The following is a 15,358-nucleotide window of genomic DNA, read 5'->3' as shown; positions in this document are numbered from 1 at the left end:
GCCAGCCTCCACGCACGCTTAGCGTGCTTTATTTTCCGTTTTCTGAGACGACCCCACTTCCACCGACTCCAACAGCTCGGCCTCGAATACCCAGCCGCCGCGCAATCACATGGGACCGCCGCCTGAAGCCTTCAAGGTTTGCGAAGGCAAGGCCGAGGGCGCAAAGGTGACCCTGACCATGCGTGATGGAAAATCCATCGCCGCCACCTGCAAAAAGCCGGCATCCAAACTGGTTGCCGTTCCCGACCACATGCCGCCCCCGCCAGATGGCAAAGGCCCGCAGGGAGGCCCCGGCGGTGATGCACCGCAAGGCCCGCCTCCTGGCGATCAGTAACCCCCCTGCCCCTCGCAAGGTATCCAGCCCCGTTCATGCGGGGCTTTTGATTTTGGCTTGCACGTACGCTTATTGTGCTAAAAAAAACCCCGCTCCGAAAGGAAGCGGGGTTTACGGTATGGGCTAGATGTCAAGCGTGACGCCTAGCCTTGTCCTTGGTTACGGATTCTGTGACACCAACCAACAAGCGCCAGATAGCGATGAGTGGTGAGAAGAAGCCTTTGGGGGTCTCTTTCGCACCCTTGATAAAACCTTGAAGAAAATCATTCATGGCTCATCTCCTTGATAGCTTTGTAGGTCGAGTAGATCGCCCACCAGACGATGAGTGCTTCTTGCGAAGCTTTTGATCCTGGGTAGGATCTTCTCCACGAAGGGAGAGTAGGAATCCCAATTGTATTGCTGGGTGTGCAGCAGTGCAACGCTGATGCATCACCTAAAAGTGCTTCTGGCCTCGCGAACAACACCCACCACATTTTCTAGGCTGCTAATTTCTCGTACCGGAAAATTCTTGTTGGTCGGGACAAGCAACCATGCAGCCCCATCTTGAATCAGCGTACGTAAGATTACCGCTCCTTGATCTTGGATGAAGACATGGTCGCCAGATTGAGGTTGCAAGCTAGGCTCTACGGTGACGACCGTACCTTGCTTGAAGTTTGGCTCCATTGCTCCTCCAGAGAACCTTGCTGCGAATGTATTCTGGCCCACATCCGCATCGGTAAGAACATACTCCGCTCCCGAATCAATACGCTTACGCTTGACCAGATCTCGCCAGAGAGCAATTTCTTGCCACTCCAAGACTGGTATTGCCATTGCAACCCGTCGCATCAGACTAACTTCCTTCGTACTTTCGGACGAATTGCCAGTGCCGAACTGAAGCCATTCGACGTTTACCTGCAGTGCTTTTGCCAATGCAAGTATGTATCGCGTCCCTGCTGACTTGCCATTCTCCAGATCGCAAAGCGTCGGTTGCGCAATGCCAACAATGTCCGCAAGATGATTTTGAGTCATTCCGCGTTCTTTGCGGACTTTCGCAATTCTCTCTCCAAACGTTTCCATGCCGCTTTCCAATCCAAGATTTACGACTAAACAGTTTCCATCATTCATAAAAAAAGCCCATCTACTGATGGGCTTTTCACAATCTCAATGGTGCCAGACTAGTCTTACAGGCCGTAGACTAAAACGCCATCCTGGGCGGCTTCGTCTTGCAATCGGCACTTGGCCCGAATTGAGCGTGTCTCCCGGGTGGGGAGTCTATCACCAAAGCGGTCATATTCAACACATGCTCTTTCCCGTGCCTAGAACTTGGTATCTTCAAGATCTTGCGCCGTTACCTTGCGCCATTTTGCGTGATTTTGTGCCTGGCCACCTTACAGGCAAAATCCAAACTCGTAAGTAGGCATATCCCTCCAGCTAACGACAAAACGGGCACCCCAATCATAGAGTGCCCGTTCAAAGATGCCTTCAATTTAATCCCATGGTTCGGCAACCATTTCTTTTGCTGCCACGGCCGGCTGCACGTTAATGGGCATGGAGCCCTGTTCGCCAACTTGCTGACAATCTTCCAGACCGCCAAAGGCCAGAAGTAGGGCCTCAAGCAACTCCCCAACCTCCTCGACCATCAAGGTCATGGTCGCCTCATGAAGGGATGCCAAATCATCACCGGCCTGGCTGGCTTCTTCCTGCAGCACGTCGAGGAACTTAACCTTGTTCAGGGCCAGCTGATCGGATAGCGAAAACTTGATCTTTTCTCGCCAGATGAGGCTAATACTCGTGACATGCTTGCCAGTAGCGACGTGATTGCGAACTTCATTGCATGTCAGGTCCATTCTGGTGCAGCGAACTGTGGCACCATTCTCAGAGCCGTCAGCCAAGGTGCAATCCGAATCGAACTCAAACCCTTCGGGTGCTTCGCCGTTGAGCAACCAATCGGTCATCGCAGTGTGCGGCGCAATCTTCGTGCGAGGTAGCGCTGCGGGGAACGGTGGCGCTACTTCGCGAATAGCCGTCAGGGCGTTCTCTGCGTTACCCGGCGCTGCGTTGATTACGACGAAACCACGGCGGTCATCGATGTACCCCTCAGTGAAGGAATCGAGCACGAAGGCATGAGGCAGAAGGTCGTCAGCTATCTGGTCTTTGAGAGCAATCTTTTCCTTCCGTCCGACCTTTCGCAGTTCTTTCGCTTCAATGTCTTCCACCTTTTCATCGAGCTTGCCTTTGATGACACGGGGCTTCAGGTCTTTCGACTCTCGACGAATTTTGAAGGAGCGACAATCGCGGAAACTGTAAACCAGTTGATCATCTTCCAAGTGCTTGGCAGGCGGTACGAAGCCTTCTGAAAACCATTCGAGACCGCCGACACGCTGAAACAACTTCTTAGCCAGTCGTTCGTTCAGGTCCGGCACATGGTCATCGGCAATCCGGATATAGAAAGCAATCTTGCTAAACCATGCCATTAGGCCTTCACCTCAGACCCGGCACTTTCAGCCGCCGCTTTGGCACGAACAGCCTTCACTAGTGACTTGTACAGATCCGGGTGCGTTTCCTGGAGGTATTCAACTATTGCGATATCTTCACCACGCACCTTGGCCAGATCGATCTTCTCTACGTGCACTAGACGCAGTAGTTCTTTGACCGGGCGGGGCATATTGCGACCCGACTCATAGCGCGAACCGCCTGACTGAGTAACACCGAGCATTGACCAGAATTCGCTTTGATTCATGCCAGACTGACGGCGGATATCACGCGGATGCAGAAGGGTATAGGACTTCAAGGCAGTATTCTTCATTACACTTTCCTGGAGAGGTTCAAAACAGAGGCCATCATTGAATTGGTATGGCCCAGCAGGTACACCATGACACCTGCCATCATGAAAACTTGAACTCGGGTCTCTGCGTAATAGATGGCGCAGTAGCTACCCACCATGCACACCAACCACAGGAAGGCGCACAGGTAAACTAAGATGTATTCGTCCGTATCAACATGACCGGTACGCTCTGTAAACAGATACTGCTCAATCGCCACAGCCAGAGCACCGAAAGTAGCAAATGGCAGGATGATGTGATGGAAAAAGTAGTTGAAGAGGAAAGTGATAACAGTAGACATCTCATTTACTCCGACTCGTTTTGATGAGTCCATTATCCAGATATTTTTTAAAAGTCAAATCCGTACTGGCCGGGGTCGGTGTGATCAGTGAGCGGTAGTCCATGCCTTGCGAAGAAAATCTCCTTCGCTTTCTCAACTGCATCCTGGCGTCCGTTGTTACTGACCGGCGCAGGAAACACTTCAAGGATGCGATCTGCAACCTCTCGGTTCGACTGACCGGCAAGCAGGGTGCGATATCTGATATCAGCCATTTTCCCCAACACTTCGTCCAGATCGGCCGAGTTACACATCACTGCATCCCTCTTTGCTTCAGGCTTTCATTAAAGACAGTGCCAACTTTGCGGATGTACTCAGCAAGCCGTGCTTCTGCTTCCGGCTTCGGGTTAGGGCCTGTGTGGTAGTACCCCACAGTCCGCCAGCTCACACCGTACTTCGCAAAAAGGGTGGCCAATATCCATGCTTCAACGTTGATGTTGTAGCAAACATCCTTGATCAACCTCTCTCTGCTACCGCCAAACCGCTCTATGGTCGGAAGCCACAAAGAGTTGATCTGAGCGATGCCAAGGTCTTCTGTGCCGTTGGAGTTGCGATTGATCGCCCACGGATTCAGTCGAGACTCAACGATCGCTACTGCATGAAGCAACCACGGATCCACTTTGTAACGCGTACCCGCATCGCCCCAGCAATTAAACTGCGCTTCATCTGCTAATGCAAAAGAACAGATAAATAATGAAAGAAAAATTACGTAAACATAACGCGAGAAACTTTTCATGGCAGATCAAACGTGAAGTCAAGTTCCCCGAGGTCCGCAAGGGTTTGGCCCTCAGGGCGACCTGGTGCAGTTTTTTTGCTTGCAGGCTTTGCTTCAGCCTGACGTACATTGTGTTGTTGCTCCGACTGGACATCAGACCCTGCAACTTTAGCGGGCACCGACTCCTGCGCCATCGCTTTTTCAGAGGGCGCAACCTCAAATCGTTGGTGCCGGACTGGTTCAGTTATCTCAGGTTGATTGGCCACTGCGGGCACGCTACCAAGGACCTGGATTACCTGAGGCGCAAGCGGCTGACTGTGCAACTTTGCAGCCAATTCCGCATACATCTGACGCCATTGCAGTTCCGAATCACGTAACCGGGCCTCTGATTCGCGAAGGGATTTCTCAATATCCCTCAACTCTGCAATTACTACGCGGGACTTAAGCCCTTCTTCCGCCAGTCGCGTTAGCATCGCAGACCTGTGACGCGGTACATCTACGACAGAAAGCATGTCGAACAGATCAGTAAACACATCACGGTTAATTGTCGAACGGAATTCGAGATTGCCTGGTTTGGCCTTTTCTTTTTCCATTTGATCCCCTCTTTCGATAATTGGGCCGATTGCATTTCAACCGGCCCTTCTTCTCTGACTTACAGTTTAGCGCTGAGCTGCGTTAACGCCTGCTTGCTGAAAGCCCGTTACATTATCGAACTGCGGATTATCCGAAATGATGAAGTCGTGGTCTTTATAATGCTCTCGCAGCAGCGGTTCCAAAAACGTTGCACCACCGCCACCGATTACAAACAGACCGACATCTTCGCCATTGCCAATGTTATTTACCAACTCTGACACCATTGCACGGGCGGTTGCTCGCCCGGCTTCATATGCGCTGTTCATTTGATAAATTTTACCGAAAAGGCGAATTTCCGATGCATTCTTGCGAACAGCCTCTTCAATAGCAAGAGTTGATTCAAGACTCTTGCCACACTCATGAGAAAGCGCAGCCTGCATCGATTTGTAAATGCTGTGCATTCCGCCATTAATTGCTTTGCTCATATTAGAAATAACCTTCATGTTGTTGGTAGTCAGCCAATCAAGCGTGTAATAACCCGGATCGACTGCAACAACAGTAATGTCTTCAAATTTATTGCGACCGAGTTTGGCCATCGCATTCCATAAAGCACCCATCGGTTGCGGGCATACAGTCACGTTCTTAATTTCGATTTCTACAACACTTGCACCCGGGGTGTTCGGATGCTTGATCGCCGGGATTTTATGCTTCCCTTTAAATGTCGCAATCAGAGCATCCCGATTCTTGTTAAACGTATTGAGTGGCAGACCCAGCATCAATGTGTGAATATTAGTTTTGCGAGTGTACGCAATAGCGCCCAAAGTCAATGCTTTATATGCATCGGACAAACTGAAGTTCTCATCCACGATGCGCTTGCCACCACCCATGAATCGCACGTCTTTGCCGACGTAGTAATCGACACCGCCCACAGTCACTCGCAGCACATTCTTCCGTGCAGCACCGTCCGATTCCATTTCCGCACCCATTGCCTGGGCAACCATTGAGGGGAAGGAGTCGGCCACGATTTTGGAGTTCTCATCAAGAGAAGCGAACTTGCAATCACCAAAGCCTGCATCAACCGACACTACATTGCGAATTTCTTGGGTCATGATCATTTCCTATGTTGCTGTTTGGATCGGAAATCAGATTAGCAAATTTTTTTGATCCGTCTACCCCCCTAAAAGCCCTGTAACTCCCCCTATTCCCGTAAATTCTTGTTAGTTTTTCGCTCAAGTCTCAAAAAATCGTACTTAGAAGTCACTTTCCACCTCATAAGTCACATGCATTGTGCGCATAAACCAAATTCCTCCATCCGTGGCTGCCGTTTCGTTTGTGCGTATAATGCCTGTGACTTTGCTCGCAAAAATGGCATCCAAAGTGCCATATTTCACTCAGCCAAAATACGCATTGCGAAATTGCCTAATAAATGGGCGTTGTGCGCATAATGCCTGTGACTTAGCCGACAAAACCCGCCACTTTCACCAATCTCTTAAAGAAACCCCGTACCTACCATTCCTATCTTTCGTTGGCTCCACTACTGCGCACCACATCAGCCCCTGTTAGGCTCATTCATCGATCCGATCCAGCCACTAACCCGTTTCCACTACTCGGAAGTTCAACCACGCATTAAAACCTGAGGCCCTGCAGTTCCACTACACAAACAACAACTTACGCTTCATGTTCAACTCCTGATTTTGCCGGATAACGATTTGAACCCAAAAAAACCACTTGCAAAGAACAAACCACAAACATAAACTTGGCCCCGTATCACTCAGTTGGCTTCGAGCCAGCATTAACCCCATCAACGGCAACACTGCCCGCGATAACCCTCAGCAACACATCACCGCGCATCTGCGCTCCATGCCACCAGAACACCGGCCGGCAAACAAAACCTCCAATAGCAACACCTAGCAAACAACAGCAGCACAATTCGCATCACCCTCAACCGCATCACTAGCAACACCGTCGCGCATTGCGTGGCATTTACAAACAGATAACGGACTCGGTAGCAATCAACTACCATCACTGGCCAGTGTGCGCATTGATACGCGCAGTTCGTAGAGAACGGGGACATCCCCGCTCCTCGCGTCCCGAACACACCTCTAGCGGGTAAAAGGCATAGCAAAATCCATGAAAATGGTCGCGAGCGCTGATGCGAAAAACAGCGTAAGGGAGGTGTGAATCCTCGGCGGTGAGAAAGCCGCACTTCATGACGGTTGCGAGACGATCTGATGCCTGGGCCATTTTTAAGTGTTGCTCGCGCAGTACACAATTTGACAAAAGACGTATTGCCCCTTGTTTGAGGAGTAATACGTCTTTTGTCGTAGAAAGGGGGCCAAAATGCCCAGAACTAGCTCAAATAATTCTGCTGCAGCCGTAAGAGCCTTTCACGCGCTTGTAGAGCAGACCAAATGCCAAATTGAAAAAGTTGATATTCACCAGCAACTTTCAATCCTTCTAAGCACATTCAACGACCAACACACGGTACTGGAACGCAACAAGGGCGTTTCAAACAAGACCATGTACAATCGGAAGCAGGACATTACGCTGTTCATGAAACTGGTTGACGACATTTTCAGACTTAAGAATATCTACAACTTACAGGAGCGCCATTACATCGCTGCAGTAGATACTTACTTGAAGATGGAACCACAATACTCTCCAAAGACCTTGGCTAACTTCTTAACAAATACTCGCATCCTCTATCGATGGATCGGAAAAGCTCAATTACTAAAGCCTAAAAAGGCAGAGTATGTTGCCGATAAAACTCGATTAAAGGTATGCGAAGTTGGCTTGACCGACAAGTCTTGGTCAGCGAAGAAGGTAGATTCTGACGCAGTAATTGCGCTCATAGAGAATGAACACCCTGCAGAAGGAATTACACTGAGGCTCATGGCTGCATTTGGCATGCGTTTCAAAGAGGCGGTGTGCTTCAAACCTCACAGCAATGTTTATGCCGATGGCTCGCATATAATGCTTGTAGATGGAACAAAGGGTGCGAGAACACGCGTTTTGAAAATTGAAACCGATGAGCAACGTGCAGCACTTGCTAAAGCACAGGCGCATGTAAAGAAGAAAACCGGTTTTATGATGGAGAGGCACTCGAATAACCTAAAGCAAAACATTCAACGCCTCTATTACATATGCCGTAAATATGGAATATCAAAAAAGGGATACGGCATTACTTGCCACGGCCTTCGCCATGAGTTCGTAAACGATCATATGGAAAAGAAGGGTGTTATAAGCCCGGTCAGAGGCGGAAGCCCAGAGGCGTTCTTTTCAAAGGAGAATCGGCAACTGCGGTATGAGGTCGCACAAATGACAGGTCATAATCGGCCAAAAGTGACAGGAAGATATTGCGGCGGAAAGGTTGGCAGGATTCGAAAGAAAGCTCTAAAACCTGGTGTTGGCATAAACAGTAGCGAATCTCACAAGAATAGAAAACAACGACAAAACCGAGGATTACGCAAGGCTATCAAAGTTATGGCGAATGCCAAGCGCGTAAAAGAGTTGCATCAGGCCATCCTCGACCGCATTAAAGAACCTGCATAACCCTGAAAAGCCACCCAACGAGGTGGCTTTTTTTCGTTTCGTCTCTCTAACTTGCTTATTAGGGGAGTTACATGGGTAATTCGCATGTGTGCTGCGTTAAGACATCCTCGAAAATTGCTGCATTGACTGAAAATATGCGGCAATGCCATGAAGATCGTAGCCAAGCATCCAGAAAGTGTAACTGCAGAAGTACTGCGCTTACTCACAACTGCTGAGTCGCAAACGCTCCGCGCTTTTTACGCGACTCTCCCTGTAGATCGCTCGAATTCACTGATTGGCAAGGTCAACAGACTGCTGCGAGAAGTTAAATCCAAGGACGCGTGGATCGAATGCGACTGTCCCGGTGCTTTTCTGACGCCTGTCGAACTTTCGCCTGCTGGCCAGATGACACTTCGTCGGATTGCTGATCGTTCTGATCATCAAAATCACTGCCTGGTTGGGATTACGGCCGAGCTAAAGCCTAATGTCATGTGTGAAAGAGCCCAAGAAATGACCTTCGGCTACTTTAGATCGAACCGGCCCGAGGTTACTACCCTCCCTGAGCCTTCGAATGAAAATCCGACAATCCAAACGCATCGCCATCGGAATTTCAAATCCGGCTATGCCATCACTGCGAAGAAGCTGCAGCGTGTACTGCTTTGGCTCTTTCGTGAGTCAGGCCTGGCCAAGCGTCAGGGGCGGCCAGTTTCTCATCATGATTTCATCGACGGTTTGATCCGATTTCTCAAGATTACGGATGCCAGCAATGCAACGTCGCTTTCCGAAAGTGTCTGGTACAGCCATAAACCCATTACCGCCGGATGGGGTGCGCAAAAGTTAATTCAGATGTCCCTTCCCTCAAAGGCCAAGAGTCAATATCTGCCCACCTGCTACATGGTCCTTACCATCAGTTCGTATGACATTGACCGTCAAGTCATTCGCACTCCTGACGGTGTTGAGCTGAAGGTGACCGGTCGAATCAGTAGATTCGCCAATTCGTTTATTAGCAAAGGCCCGCACCTGGCGTGCATTCACGTTGTATGCGACCCCGACACCGGGACTGCAGAGTGTGAATCGGCATACCTCCATCCTGTAATGGGTATCGATGATCTGTATTTGATTGGTTCCGATGCTGAACGAGATACACAGTACGTGATCGATCAACTCGTCAGCGATCCGCGCAATCCCGCCGGCATGTACACCAGCGAGCGCCTGACCACTTGCTACCGGCCTCGCAAAAACCAACAAAACAAAACAGCGGCACCCGACTTTGTTGTCACTGCGCGGCATGGAGAGGTTTTTTTCGTCGAGACGCTGGATAAGGCACACCAAGAAACACCGGAGACCCCTTCCCTTTCTATTGGCGAACTGACCCATGCCGGGAAGATGCACGTCGATGAAAGGAATTCTGCCGGCTCGATGCTTGAGAAGAAAGATGCGGATGACCAGTTGCTACGACGACTTCGGCGCTGGCACTTCCAACTGGTTAGAGATCTGCCATCGCGTAAAGGAGTCCTGGCGTAATGAAAAAGCCACTCAACATCGTGAGAACTGCCGTCTTTATCGATTTCAACTCAGTGCAGGTGAACTTCAACAATCACGCCAGTGCGACCAGACCAAATGTCCGCGCTCGTATTGACTGGCCGAGCTTGGCCGGAAAGTGCATTGAGATCGCAAACGGACAAATGGTCAGCGATGAATATTTCGCACCGGGAAGCCATCTCATGCTTTCCCACAGCTTTCTCTACACCAGCTACTTGAAGGGCGATGAACGGTTTACGAACTGGATCGAATCGCGTCTTCGTGGCCACCGTAATACGACCATACGTATTGAAGAGCGTACACCAGCAACTCCGCAATGCAACAAAGAGCGGAAGTGGCGCGTCTGCCATGGCTGTGCCCACAGTCATTTCTGCTCAATGGGCACCGAATTGAAGGAACAACTGGTTGATGACCTTCTTGTAGGTCTTCGAAGCGGTCTCTTTGAAGCTGCAGTCATCCTGACGTTCGATAAGAAGTACGAACCCTACCTGCGTAGCCTGAAAAGCCACGTCAACGCGCCGATGGTCATCTGCCAGTTGAACAAGAGCAATCGTTGTCTGGCTGACGCGGTAACCCACCACTTTGATGTGACCGAAGACTTCTGGGACCTGAGCCTGATGTCTGCTCAACCCGGGTTGGAAAGGAGTTTCGCGTAATGGAAGACAAGAGCGTAGTGAGGGAGGGTATGGTCTGCGATGTACTGCCTGGTTCGATTGAAGATGATATCCGCCGTCTTAGCCGTCCGTCGTTTCGAATGCTCCACGATCTGTTCAATGTAGAGCATCCAAAGATCAACGTAGGCCTCTGGACTCTCAGCTATACCCATGGTGCGGATAGCTACTACTCGGTTGGTGTGGATGACTGGTTACCTCTTCCCCTGATCATTGGGCTTATTGGCACCGACGACCGCATTGTCCGCGAGGCGCTTCACCGGGCCATGAATCTTGATCCGCACAGCGATACCTACATCAGCTGGAGTGAAGTGAATTTTCCGCTGGTACGTTCGATGCTTAGCAAGTTCTGCCTGCAGGACACTGTGATGCATGAAGACTCGATGGAAGCCTCCTACGATGAGGAGTCTGCTAAGCGCCATGTATTGATGCCGTTGCGCGACCTTCAGATGCTGTTCATGCACACGTACAACTCTGCTCTCCCTGCACCATTGCACCATCGCCCCCTAAGCGAAGCTTATGTCGATACGGTGAGCAGCCCTCCCCTTTCTGACTTGCGGCACATGGCAAGGGAAGCTCTCTTACAGGTATTCCAGATGACGGTCGATTGGCTCGCTCATCGTGGCTTCAGCTATGACCCTGCCAAGCAACTTGTTCATGCGCCTGGCTACAAGGCGATGGTGGTGGTTGGACTGCCGGCAGAGGTCATTGCGTAAGTGGACACTATGGCGATGAGTACTGGTGAAACTACACCAGCAGCAGAAGACCTAGTGCAACCCTCCATGTCGATGGAGGCGGTGTGGCTGAGTGAGCATAGCGTTACCGAGGCAGGCGTGATGGACACGTTCTGTATTGGTGCTATCCATCCTGCGGAAGACCTGCGTCCTGATGAAAAGCATGAACTGCTCAGTGCGTTCAATGCCGACATGCAAATGCTTGCGTGGCTTCTCGGCGTCAATCCGCGCTGGTTAGGAATGTCGTACGAGCTGGTGGTAACTCTCGGCCATAGCCTCAACAAGACGCCAAGTCTTGCCGGGCCAGAAATGCTTCTGCGCTATGAGGACAAGGCGGTGGGCAAAAGCCTCGCACATATGTGGGCGCTGAGTTTCGATAATCGGATTGGTCGGACTCTCCTGAAAACGCAACGAGGCGCGGCTTCCTTGCTGTGTCCCCTGAGTAGTAGTGCCGGTGCCAGTGCTGCAGTAATGCGCCACCCGCTTACCCAGTTGCTCTACAGCGTGCTTGAAGGCGTGTTTGTGGACTTCGACTTGGAGCGCGGGATGTCCCACCTGGCCTTGCAGGCTGAAGACCTTGATACCCCTATGCACAAGCCATTCAGTGGTGAAGCGTACTGGAGCCATCCCGCCGAAGTCTTTGCCCGGTCCTTTGAAGCATTCGTCGCTGATGAGTTGCGGTCGAGCCTGCCCAACACGCCTCCCCTTACCCGGCACCTCATTAGTGACACGTACAGCGAAGCCCGTCAGCGCATGTATCCGCCGGCGACTGAGCGAGAACGAAACAGATCGCGTTTCAAGGCACTGTTTTCCGCCATGAACACCAGCAAGAAACACAGTCATCAATAAGCAGGGACAGACCAATGCAACAAGCAGCAAGAAATTTACTGACTTCCATCGGTGGACTGTTCGCCGGAGACAGGCAGGATGATGCCGTGCTTGAGGGAGTGAAGGACGAAAGCGCCATTGCGCCGTTTAACTACTTCAAGGCGGCGTACGACAGCCTGGGTGATGAACACACACAGACGAACATGTGGTGCCAATCCAGATTTGAAGTAGAGATGGAAATCTATCAGGCGTTTGGCCTTGAAGACTGGATACCGGTTGGTATCGCCTTTGCTATGGCGAATGACCGTGAAGACCTGGTGAATGAGCGGGTTTGTACATTGAGCGGCCTGACACAGGACTCCCCCATGGTCCGAACCTGGCTTCATGCAAACCAGTATCAGTTTTCAGCACTACGAGAGGAGACCCGTCTGTGTGGCGGTGCCGATACGCATCAACCGAGCACGGCGGGAATCATTAGTGGCCACAACCTCTATGACGCTCCCCTGGATGATGCAGGCCGCGTATTTGTCGCAATTGCCGAACTAACCCGGCCCGTTGAACTGGATCGACACCAGCTGGCCAAGAGTGCGGCGACGTTCTATGAGAGTTACGAGTTCATGGCCCTTCAGAAGGCACAGCATGCCGTAAGCCAGCTGATGGGTTCCAAGGTGGTTACCTGGTTCGGTGCCCACGGATTCGAAATCAGCCGTGCACGCATGCAAGTCCGTGTGCCGGGCTATCAACCTCTGTATGCAGTGCAAGCAGGAAAGAACTGAAGATGGAAGAAACCAAAATCCACCACAAGAAACGGGAAGCGAAAAATGGGTTCAGTCTTCCCTTTCTGCGCCACTTGAATATCGGTGACATCGCTAGTGCGCTACGTCGCCCCCGCGCGCAGTCCAGTGAAGTGCAGACCGGTGCTATTCGGGCTCCAGAGGAAGGCATTGATTTCCTGTCGTCCCTGAATGCGAACATTCCGCCGCACCTGGAATACAAGACGGCATACGACAGTAACAACGAGAGCATTCCGAACGTGGGTGCATTCCACCATTACCGGCATGATCGCCTCACTGGCAGTTTCATTCAGGCGTATGGCCAGCCGGATTGGGTGCCGGCGGCAGTGGCACTCAGTGCTCTTGCGGATCAGTTTGGTGTACTGGAAGACGACATCCGCCGGAACTGCTGGGTAAAGCCGCAGGGAAACAAGGCCTACGAAAGTTGGCGGAATGCCAATGAGGGCTTATTCCTCGGCCTGAGAGAGTACTACGTCCGGGAAAAGGCGAAGAACACCAGCACGATTGCGCGTTCCCTCGGCTATGAAGTGGATCCGTTCATGGTGACCCTCGATCAACGGCACCTCATGTCCGACGATACGAGTTTTGGTTATGTTGGCCTGATGAACCCTCACGAGATGTTCTATCAGCTGGAGATGGTGTACTTCAGCCACCGCCCACCACAATCGATGACCATGCTCGCCTCCAGCGATACAGTAAGTGCGCTCACTCAGAGCAAGGTGCTCTCCTGCATGCACAGATCAACTGCTGATGCGTACCGGACGATGATGACCGTCATTCTTCCGTCCTTCCTACGTGGTCAAGGGCTGACCTACGACGAAAAGAGCCAGTGTGTGCATCTACCTGGCTATCACCCACTGTACATCTGCTCGCCAGATACCATCTAAGAGCAGATTGAGAGTCGATCGTGTTCGTCAAAAAGTTAGCTGAATCATTCAGGGCGAGAATTCGCCGTCTTCCGACCGGGGGTAGTAACACCAGCATGTCGGGCTGTGCTAAGGGCAAGGCTTCCGAGGGGCGTAGCATGGCCTCCCGGGGCCGGGTCTTTGTAGAGCACCTACATCACATCCCGCCCGTCCACCGTGTCTATGCCGGTGCTATCTGGCTCACCACCTTTGTCCCGATGACAGGATTCATGGGTATCGATTGGGCGAAGGGCGTCATCCTCGCCTCTGGGCTGCCCATATTGGTCCTGGTGGCCAGCATGCTCAAGACATCGGAACTGCATCGGGCGATCAAGGGAATGGCTGGGACAAACCGCATCTGGCTGATCGAAATGGATAGCGTCCTGGTGGGCACCATAACCGACATGGAACTGCTGGAAATCCGGCTCAAGTCTTACTACAGCAAGGGCATGGCTCTGGCCAGTGCGCTGAACCTGACAAAAGTCACTCTACGTATGGCCCTGCTCACTGCCGTGGGTACACCCATCCTGATGTTCTGGCTTTTCTGCATGGGCTTCATGATCAATCCCACCATGATGGATGCCCTACTCACCTCTGCAGTACACAGCTCACTGGAGAACGGGATGTTCTTCACCCATCAAGTGCTGCCCATGATGATGTTCATCACCTTCACGCTCCTGATGATGGCCACGCACTTGAGCATGCCGATTACCGGCTATGTTGACCAACACGCCAAAGAAGTGAGCCTGATGATTCAGCGTCACTGCGGCCAGATATGCGCCGGCGACCGAATTCGCCTGATTGACCCGGATGGTAACTCCCACTCCAGCCCTACTCCCAAAGTCCGTAGCCCACTTGGCAAACTATTACCTTCATGGTTTCGCCGAAAAATTGCACAGCCACTTCGAAATTCATAGTCTCCGGTCAATACGACCTACATAAAGGCCACCCATGACAGTTACCACCATCCGAGGCTTGGATTTCAACGCCGGGGCTCCCATTCAGGTTGAGATCAAAAACCCTGAGGGCCGCACACTAGTCCTCGCCGGAGTCAGCGAAATTGCCCTGTCGCAAACGCCGAATGGTTGCATCCGTGCTGTGATGATCTCAGCTGACGCAGAGTCCTCGTTAAAGGCCTGTGAAGACGCGCATAGCAAGTGCCACAAGATGGTGACCGGGCATGGCCAACAAGTTAATCCTCAGGACGCCGGCACCACTCAGCCATGGCATGGGCTTTCTCCCACATCTCGATACTCCGTCTCTGTCGAAGAAGGTGTTGCGGCTCAACAGCAGCAAAACACTGCCGTCGATATCGGCCCGGTAGACATGTCGTTCGAGGACAGCCAATTCGAAACCCTGCCAGATCCATCAAAGGTTGTCAGTGCCGCGAACACCAGCGGTGAAAACCTCGAACACGTCGTAGCCGAAGGCTTCATGTTCGACCCGTCCAAGGCCCTGCAGGTCAGAGAACCCCTTGTAGAGCCAACCCCGGAAAAATGTGAGTTCCAGCGCATTGCCGACGCCATTACCGACCAGCCCTTGGCTGCCCTTCACCACTAAGCGCTTTCATACCACCAACCAATGAGGACACCA

Annotated in this window: 19 protein-coding genes; 10 read left to right on the top strand and 9 right to left on the bottom strand. The window is 51.7% G+C overall.

The annotated features are described in order from the left end of the window. The first annotated feature begins 109 nt into the window (after positions 1–109). Entirely contained in the window at positions 110–334 is a 225-nt protein-coding gene (locus ACODR9_RS22710) for a hypothetical protein (RefSeq protein ID WP_488812656.1), read from the top strand. Positions 335–464: 130 nt separating this feature from the next. Here ACODR9_RS22710 and ACODR9_RS22705 read toward each other — a convergent pair whose 3' ends face one another. From ACODR9_RS22705 to ACODR9_RS22665, 9 genes are all read right to left on the bottom strand, one after another. Beyond that, the gene (locus tag ACODR9_RS22705; protein WP_488812654.1) at positions 465–605 is read right to left on the bottom strand and encodes a hypothetical protein; all 141 of its coding nucleotides are present in this window, start codon (positions 603–605) and stop codon (positions 465–467) included. A gap of 158 nt (positions 606–763) precedes the next feature. After that, positions 764–1,390, bottom strand: coding sequence for a helix-turn-helix domain-containing protein (locus ACODR9_RS22700; protein ID WP_488812652.1), 627 nt, complete (start codon positions 1,388–1,390; stop codon positions 764–766). A gap of 410 nt (positions 1,391–1,800) precedes the next feature. Then, complete coding sequence (locus ACODR9_RS22695) at positions 1,801–2,787, bottom strand: recombination-associated protein RdgC (RefSeq protein ID WP_488812650.1); 987 nt, start codon at positions 2,785–2,787, stop codon at positions 1,801–1,803. Next, positions 2,787–3,119, bottom strand: coding sequence for a helix-turn-helix domain-containing protein (locus ACODR9_RS22690; RefSeq protein ID WP_488812648.1), 333 nt, complete (start codon positions 3,117–3,119; stop codon positions 2,787–2,789). Before ACODR9_RS22690 ends, ACODR9_RS22695 begins: the two co-directional genes overlap by 1 nt. After that, positions 3,119–3,436: a hypothetical protein gene (locus ACODR9_RS22685; RefSeq protein ID WP_488812646.1), complete on the bottom strand. Its 318-nt coding sequence runs from the start codon at positions 3,434–3,436 to the stop codon at positions 3,119–3,121. The genes ACODR9_RS22690 and ACODR9_RS22685 overlap by 1 nt, the downstream gene beginning before the upstream one ends. A 47-nt stretch (positions 3,437–3,483) precedes the next feature. Beyond that, complete coding sequence (locus ACODR9_RS22680; RefSeq protein ID WP_488812644.1) at positions 3,484–3,726, bottom strand: hypothetical protein; 243 nt, start codon at positions 3,724–3,726, stop codon at positions 3,484–3,486. Continuing rightward, positions 3,726–4,208 (bottom strand): lytic transglycosylase domain-containing protein, encoded by a 483-nt coding sequence (locus ACODR9_RS22675; RefSeq protein ID WP_488812642.1) that lies wholly within the window; start codon positions 4,206–4,208, stop codon positions 3,726–3,728. Before ACODR9_RS22675 ends, ACODR9_RS22680 begins: the two co-directional genes overlap by 1 nt. Further along, the gene (locus ACODR9_RS22670) at positions 4,205–4,780 is read right to left on the bottom strand and encodes a hypothetical protein (protein WP_488812640.1); all 576 of its coding nucleotides are present in this window, start codon (positions 4,778–4,780) and stop codon (positions 4,205–4,207) included. Before ACODR9_RS22670 ends, ACODR9_RS22675 begins: the two co-directional genes overlap by 4 nt. 66 nt (positions 4,781–4,846) lie before the next feature. Further along, positions 4,847–5,869 (bottom strand): PRTRC system protein D, encoded by a 1,023-nt coding sequence (locus ACODR9_RS22665; protein ID WP_488812638.1) that lies wholly within the window; start codon positions 5,867–5,869, stop codon positions 4,847–4,849. 1,231 nt (positions 5,870–7,100) lie between these two features. On the opposite strand from ACODR9_RS22665, the gene ACODR9_RS22660 reads away from it, so the two are divergent. The 9 genes from ACODR9_RS22660 to ACODR9_RS22620 all read left to right on the top strand — a co-directional run bounded on the left by ACODR9_RS22660 (position 7,101) and on the right by ACODR9_RS22620 (position 15,325). Further along, the gene (locus ACODR9_RS22660) at positions 7,101–8,312 is read left to right on the top strand and encodes an integrase domain-containing protein (protein ID WP_488812636.1); all 1,212 of its coding nucleotides are present in this window, start codon (positions 7,101–7,103) and stop codon (positions 8,310–8,312) included. A gap of 147 nt (positions 8,313–8,459) precedes the next feature. Further along, complete coding sequence (locus tag ACODR9_RS22655; protein ID WP_488812634.1) at positions 8,460–9,815, top strand: DUF8534 domain-containing protein; 1,356 nt, start codon at positions 8,460–8,462, stop codon at positions 9,813–9,815. Then, entirely contained in the window at positions 9,815–10,489 is a 675-nt protein-coding gene (locus ACODR9_RS22650) for a hypothetical protein (protein ID WP_488812632.1), read from the top strand. Before ACODR9_RS22655 ends, ACODR9_RS22650 begins: the two co-directional genes overlap by 1 nt. Then, entirely contained in the window at positions 10,489–11,220 is a 732-nt protein-coding gene (locus ACODR9_RS22645) for a hypothetical protein (protein WP_488812630.1), read from the top strand. Before ACODR9_RS22650 ends, ACODR9_RS22645 begins: the two co-directional genes overlap by 1 nt. 15 nt (positions 11,221–11,235) lie before the next feature. Next, a complete protein-coding gene (locus ACODR9_RS22640; RefSeq protein WP_488812628.1) occupies positions 11,236–12,087 on the top strand; it encodes an LPD1 domain-containing protein in 852 nt (283 codons plus the stop codon). A gap of 14 nt (positions 12,088–12,101) precedes the next feature. Next, positions 12,102–12,842: a hypothetical protein gene (locus ACODR9_RS22635; protein ID WP_488812626.1), complete on the top strand. Its 741-nt coding sequence runs from the start codon at positions 12,102–12,104 to the stop codon at positions 12,840–12,842. A 2-nt stretch (positions 12,843–12,844) separates the two neighbouring features. Then, on the top strand, positions 12,845–13,747 hold the full coding sequence (locus ACODR9_RS22630; RefSeq protein ID WP_488812624.1) for a hypothetical protein: 903 nt from the start codon (positions 12,845–12,847) through the stop codon (positions 13,745–13,747). Between the two features lie 248 nt (positions 13,748–13,995). Beyond that, entirely contained in the window at positions 13,996–14,682 is a 687-nt protein-coding gene (locus tag ACODR9_RS22625; protein WP_488812622.1) for a hypothetical protein, read from the top strand. Between the two features lie 34 nt (positions 14,683–14,716). After that, on the top strand, positions 14,717–15,325 hold the full coding sequence (locus tag ACODR9_RS22620; protein WP_488812620.1) for a hypothetical protein: 609 nt from the start codon (positions 14,717–14,719) through the stop codon (positions 15,323–15,325). The last annotated feature ends 33 nt before the right edge of the window (positions 15,326–15,358 follow it).

The sequence above is a fragment of the Aquitalea sp. FG25 genome (assembly GCF_057809375.1).
Note: the sequence above shows the minus strand (reverse complement) of the source record. Positions and strands in the feature narration are given on the sequence as shown.

Coding starts and splice junctions, on each gene's coding strand:
- ACODR9_RS22710 (WP_488812656.1), top strand. CDS start 110: ATGGGACCGCCGCCTGAAGCCTTCAAGGTTTGCGAAGGCAAGGCCGAG.
- ACODR9_RS22705 (WP_488812654.1), bottom strand. CDS start 605: ATGAATGATTTTCTTCAAGGTTTTATCAAGGGTGCGAAAGAGACCCCC.
- ACODR9_RS22700 (WP_488812652.1), bottom strand. CDS start 1,390: ATGGAAACGTTTGGAGAGAGAATTGCGAAAGTCCGCAAAGAACGCGGA.
- ACODR9_RS22695 (WP_488812650.1), bottom strand. CDS start 2,787: ATGGCATGGTTTAGCAAGATTGCTTTCTATATCCGGATTGCCGATGAC.
- ACODR9_RS22690 (WP_488812648.1), bottom strand. CDS start 3,119: ATGAAGAATACTGCCTTGAAGTCCTATACCCTTCTGCATCCGCGTGAT.
- ACODR9_RS22685 (WP_488812646.1), bottom strand. CDS start 3,436: ATGTCTACTGTTATCACTTTCCTCTTCAACTACTTTTTCCATCACATC.
- ACODR9_RS22680 (WP_488812644.1), bottom strand. CDS start 3,726: ATGTGTAACTCGGCCGATCTGGACGAAGTGTTGGGGAAAATGGCTGAT.
- ACODR9_RS22675 (WP_488812642.1), bottom strand. CDS start 4,208: ATGAAAAGTTTCTCGCGTTATGTTTACGTAATTTTTCTTTCATTATTT.
- ACODR9_RS22670 (WP_488812640.1), bottom strand. CDS start 4,780: ATGGAAAAAGAAAAGGCCAAACCAGGCAATCTCGAATTCCGTTCGACA.
- ACODR9_RS22665 (WP_488812638.1), bottom strand. CDS start 5,869: ATGACCCAAGAAATTCGCAATGTAGTGTCGGTTGATGCAGGCTTTGGT.
- ACODR9_RS22660 (WP_488812636.1), top strand. CDS start 7,101: ATGCCCAGAACTAGCTCAAATAATTCTGCTGCAGCCGTAAGAGCCTTT.
- ACODR9_RS22655 (WP_488812634.1), top strand. CDS start 8,460: ATGAAGATCGTAGCCAAGCATCCAGAAAGTGTAACTGCAGAAGTACTG.
- ACODR9_RS22650 (WP_488812632.1), top strand. CDS start 9,815: ATGAAAAAGCCACTCAACATCGTGAGAACTGCCGTCTTTATCGATTTC.
- ACODR9_RS22645 (WP_488812630.1), top strand. CDS start 10,489: ATGGAAGACAAGAGCGTAGTGAGGGAGGGTATGGTCTGCGATGTACTG.
- ACODR9_RS22640 (WP_488812628.1), top strand. CDS start 11,236: ATGAGTACTGGTGAAACTACACCAGCAGCAGAAGACCTAGTGCAACCC.
- ACODR9_RS22635 (WP_488812626.1), top strand. CDS start 12,102: ATGCAACAAGCAGCAAGAAATTTACTGACTTCCATCGGTGGACTGTTC.
- ACODR9_RS22630 (WP_488812624.1), top strand. CDS start 12,845: ATGGAAGAAACCAAAATCCACCACAAGAAACGGGAAGCGAAAAATGGG.
- ACODR9_RS22625 (WP_488812622.1), top strand. CDS start 13,996: ATGGGTATCGATTGGGCGAAGGGCGTCATCCTCGCCTCTGGGCTGCCC.
- ACODR9_RS22620 (WP_488812620.1), top strand. CDS start 14,717: ATGACAGTTACCACCATCCGAGGCTTGGATTTCAACGCCGGGGCTCCC.